Source organism: Rhizobium sp. FKY42, assembly GCF_005222835.1.
GTDB lineage: Bacteria > Pseudomonadota > Alphaproteobacteria > Rhizobiales > Rhizobiaceae > Neorhizobium.
Window position 1 is genome coordinate 1 of the sequence record NZ_STGA01000022.1, and the last position, 4,458, is coordinate 4,458.

At 56.1% G+C, this 4,458-nt stretch carries 3 protein-coding genes and 3 pseudogenes; 4 read left to right on the top strand and 2 right to left on the bottom strand.

Annotated features, from left to right (window positions below):
- Window positions 1-66: 66 nt before the first annotated feature.
- Window positions 67-609 (bottom strand): annotated as a pseudogene (locus E8M78_RS08690) (IS3 family transposase); the annotation flags it as partial.
- A 650-nt stretch (window positions 610-1,259) separates the two neighbouring features.
- On the opposite strand from E8M78_RS08690, the gene E8M78_RS08695 reads away from it, so the two are divergent.
- On the top strand, window positions 1,260-1,961 hold the full coding sequence (locus E8M78_RS08695) for a GntR family transcriptional regulator (RefSeq protein WP_246658274.1): 702 nt from the start codon (window positions 1,260-1,262) through the stop codon (window positions 1,959-1,961).
- On the opposite strand, the pseudogene E8M78_RS08700 reads toward E8M78_RS08695, so the two are convergent.
- Window positions 1,962-2,174: pseudogene (locus tag E8M78_RS08700) on the bottom strand (argininosuccinate lyase); the annotation flags it as partial.
- Here E8M78_RS08700 and E8M78_RS08705 point away from each other — a divergent pair.
- From E8M78_RS08705 to E8M78_RS08715, 3 genes and pseudogenes are all read left to right on the top strand, one after another.
- Window positions 2,167-2,472, top strand: a pseudogene (locus E8M78_RS08705) (EamA family transporter); the annotation flags it as partial. The pseudogenes E8M78_RS08700 and E8M78_RS08705 overlap by 8 nt on opposite strands.
- A gap of 234 nt (window positions 2,473-2,706) precedes the next feature.
- The gene (locus E8M78_RS08710; RefSeq protein ID WP_137134701.1) at window positions 2,707-3,516 is read left to right on the top strand and encodes a tail fiber protein; all 810 of its coding nucleotides are present in this window, start codon (window positions 2,707-2,709) and stop codon (window positions 3,514-3,516) included.
- Between the two features lie 596 nt (window positions 3,517-4,112).
- On the top strand, window positions 4,113-4,458 hold a 346-nt coding region (locus E8M78_RS08715; RefSeq protein WP_205910230.1), incomplete at its 3' end, for a hypothetical protein.

Genomic DNA, 4,458 nt, shown 5'->3' on the forward strand with positions numbered 1-4,458 from the left:
CGCCTGAATGGTATTTGCATAAAGACTTGGGCTTATGACGAACGTTTTGGCCGGCCCGCTGCGCTTCTTCTTCATCAGCGTGGCGACGTGTAGCCGCCCGGTCTCCAGACCTTCTCCTCTCAAAAGCCCTTGCAACATCCGACTTCCCGCGAACGGGTAGTCGAGATGCAGTTCGTCGATCCGGCGCATCAGGGCAAGATCGCCGTCGGACACTGGAGAGGCAGATAATAGACGCTTCCACGGCTGAAGCCGAGAAGCTTCGCCTGGCGCACCAGGGATAGCTTGTGCTCTCGGTCGATCATTTCTTGTCCTCCAGCAATCCCGCCTTGCCGAGCGCACCGGATATCGAAGCAGGGACCGTGGCCCCAGTGGGGCCGCGTAAGCCCTAAGCGGAGCATCGTTCTCCAGTGTCAGTTCGCCGATTTTCGCGTGCAGCGTTTTGACATCGATGGTCGGACCCGGCGGCTCCGGTTTCGTTTCATCGCCGAACACACCCGTCGCTCCCTCAGGGAGCTGGTCTTTCCATTGTTTGATCTGGTTGGCATGCACATCGAACTGCTGGGACAATTCCACCAGCGCCTGCTCGCCTCTGATCGCAGCGAGCGCCACCTTTGCCTTGAAAGCCGGGCTGTGGCGCCTAGCGCGGTCGTCTCGTCATAATATCTCCTGTTCCCGGCATCTAAGCCGAAGTCAGGTAGAAATTCCACTTATCCTAGCTGTGCAGATTTCCCGAGCCAGCTCTCCGGCAACCGGTCTCCTCCTCATCGTTACTCGGCGTAACCGTGTCCGACGAAGCCCAAGTCCTGTCCGACTGATTGATGGCAGACGGCTCCGGGCTCTCGTTCAGCGCGCATACTCAACCCTGTGGAGATACCGCCCGAACTCGTGTCCCAGTTCTTCGAACCCATGTTCACAACAAGGACTGCGGCATTGGAATGAGCCCCGCAATCTGTAAATCTGGTATCGAAGCACATAACGGGTCACTGGTCGCAGTCATTGAAGACGTTGGGACGTGATTTACGTTCTCGATTCCACTCAAGTCGGAACGCGGCTGGTGCATTTATGCCATTTGCGCTCAAAGGCGCTGCTAAAACTCTGTTTCGCCGCCGCCGCCTGCTTCCTCCGCTGGATATAGCACGTAGTACATCGTACGTTATGTGCTATCCGATCGGATAGCGGACGTGCTGAAAGCTTCGACGTGCTACAGATTGGCCGAGATGGAATGGCAGCGCGCGGCGCGTCGTTGGAGGAAGGGATACGTGACTGATATTGATATCGCCAAGGTTACGGCCGAGAAGCGGACAAAATCCTTGACTGAACAGGCCTACGCTATTCTGCGCGAACGGGTTATCACCGGTATGCTTCCGCCCGGCGCCGAGGTATCAGAGCCGGAACTTGCCGAACAGTTGCAAATGAGCAAGACCCCGGTCCGAGAGGCCTTGGCAAGGCTCTGCGTCGAGGGGTTCATGGAAGCCTATCCCCGGCGAGGCTACCGGGTTACACCCGTTACGATCAAAGACATGAATGATCTCTTCTGTGTGCGTGGCGTGCTTGAGGGCGCGGCGGCTGCACTTGCTGCCCAGCATCTGACAATTGAGGAAATGGACCGGCTCGATGACCTGGCAGATGCGAGCTACGTGATGGGCGAGGAAATGAGCACGCGCACCTTCGTCTCGCGTAACGAACAGTTTCATTCCTTGATCGCGCAAGGCTCACGCAACCAGCGGCTCCACACTCTGGTGATGAGCCATCTCGAGGAATGCGCACGGTTGTTCTACATGGGCACACGCGTTCGCGACATCAATCCAGAGACAAATGACGATCATCATCGTATCCTTCTGCATCTTCGTGCAAGAGACGCAGAGAGGGCGCGCCAAGCGATCGTCGAGCACAACGAAAACACCAGGAAGGGATTGTTGGCGGCACTCATCTCAAACAGTGCGGCAGGTTTGACGCTCTAGCGTGACAAGTTCCCGGAAGGTTGGCTCATCCAGTTGCGGATTGCGACTGGTCGAATGGCGGAATGCGTCCAGGCAGGCTTGGAAACCATGGTTTGGCAGATCGCTCTTGGACGCGACCACGCTCCTGGCTGTCGCGGCGGCAATCTCATGTGCTTCACGGAAGGAGAGACCTTCGAGCCGCACCAGCGAATCCGCCAGTTCCGTGATGGTGATGGTGTTCTATACGGTTGAACTTGCGGTTATCACCGCCATACCCAGCGCGCTGACCTGGAAACCAATGGCCACCGCCGATTGGGTTCCGCTTCTTGGCATTGGCTTTCTGGCGCAGCTTGGCCAATACTGCTTCCTGGAGGCTTATCGCAGTGCAGATGCCAGTATCCTCGCGCCCATCGGCTACCTCTCTATCATCTTCGTGACAGCCGTCGGCTATTTTGCTTTCAATGAAGTGCCGGAGCGGCGTGTGATCATCGGCGTCTGCATCATCCTGTCTGCGCTAATTGGTGCCGCGTGATCGGGTGTCGACGAACCCGAAACTATTCGTGACCTGACATCACTTTGCTGGATGAAGATGCTGGCAATTCGCCGGGTTCCCTCCGCAGAAGACCTATCAGGTATGTCTTCGAGTGCCGATTCCAACGAAAACCCTCCGATATTTACCAAGGATTCATCTACCTATAGTAGCGTGTTTTAGTAAAATATTATCATAGAGTGCATCGTGTTTTGCACGGTACCGGAGGACATTTGGATGAAATCTGCCTTTTTCAATTCCGCCACCAGATCCAGCCTTGCAGCCGCGGTTGCTGTTTCAGGCGGTTTATTTGTAACCGGGTTGCCTACACCGGCGCACGCATGCGGGCCGGATAGCTTTATCGGTACCGTCTGTGCGTTCAGCTTCAGTTATTGCCCGGTCAACTGGCTTCCTGCCGATGGGCGAACCGTGCAGGTAAACGGCAACCAGGCGCTCTTCGCCTTGATCGGTTTCCAGTACGGCGGCAACCAAGCGACCAATACCTTCGCGCTTCCAGATCTGCGTGGACGAGCGATCGTCAATTCCGGCACGGGCGTTGGTCTGCCGCAGCAGGTCTTTGCCAGCCCGTCCGGAGTGCCAACCACAACCCTCTCAGTTGCAAATCTTCCTCCGCACAATCATCAGGCGGTATTCACCGGGACCGGGGGAGGGCAGCAAACTGTCAACATTCCCCCGACGCCCGGCACTCTGGGTGTGACAGCCACGCTGAATGCAAAAGATGAGGTCGGTGGCGCTCCGTTGAATGCCAATTCCTATCTCGGCAAGGGCGGCACAGGCGGAGGGGCGGCCAACATCTATGTTCCTTCAACCAGCACGGCGACCGACATACCGCTCAGCGGGTTGCAGGTGCAGCTGACCGGAACTCCGGGTACGGGCGCGACGAGCTTCACCTATCAATCCGGTATCACCGGGGGATCGGTTGTCATCGGCAATACGGGCAATGCAATTCCCTTCAGCAACCAATCGCCTTCGCTTGCCATGAACTATTGCATCATGGTGAATGGCATCTGGCCGGAGAGACCATAGTTTCTCCTAAAAATTGAGTGATTTAGGGTTGTGGGTGCATTGTTAATACACCATAACCATGGCAAGAAGAATCATGCCAGGGCACGTTTTAGTGGAAGACGTTGCTAATTTAGTGGAAGCGCCATCCCCCTGCTTCCTGCTGAAGATGTTCGCGCAGCACAAGTTGCGCGAACATCTGTACTGCCCATCTGAGACGTTCTCTGGCGAGACATTGGTGCGACGTGACAACGTCCCGGCCAGAGGGAACAGGCATGCAGGGTAGAACGCGCAGGCATAAAGCCGCGATCAATGGAATTGATAGTAGAGCGCAAGCGAAGGTTGGCGTAAGGGTTCGGCCAGAAGCTGGCGCTGCGTTCATTTGTCTTCCAGCTATGCTTGTCCAACTTCTATACGCTTTCCGACAGTTGATACTTGTTTTCCTTGTTTCGACCGGGGCATTGCTGACCACGACGTCTGCCGAAGCGGCGCTTTCAACGGAGTGTCAGAAGCTCAATACCGATTTTGGAAGTGGGCGCTCGCTCACTGTGGCAAATATTCCTGGCGCAGCAACGAACACTACAAGCTCATGGTCATATTCTCTGAGTGCCGGAGAAAAGGTGACGTGGCAATCGACAGGTACACAAGATCCGGGCGGTACTACTTCAGCGCTTTTTCGAATATTCACCGATACCACTGATCCATATGTCGATGCTGATACGACGACGGGATCCTTTTCCCGCTCAGGAACCTACACTGTTGCGAGTGGGGGGGAAGGGTTCTATTTGGACCTGGAAGTCACAAGAAATACGAATGAGACGTCCGGCGCGTCTGTCACCATGACGGCCACCTGCAGTTCAGCTACCGCATCTACCAATGCCAACCTCGCCAGTCTCACGCTGTCGTCCGGCACGCTTTCGCCAAGCTTTGCCAGCGCCACGACGAGCTACACGGCCTCTGTTGGGA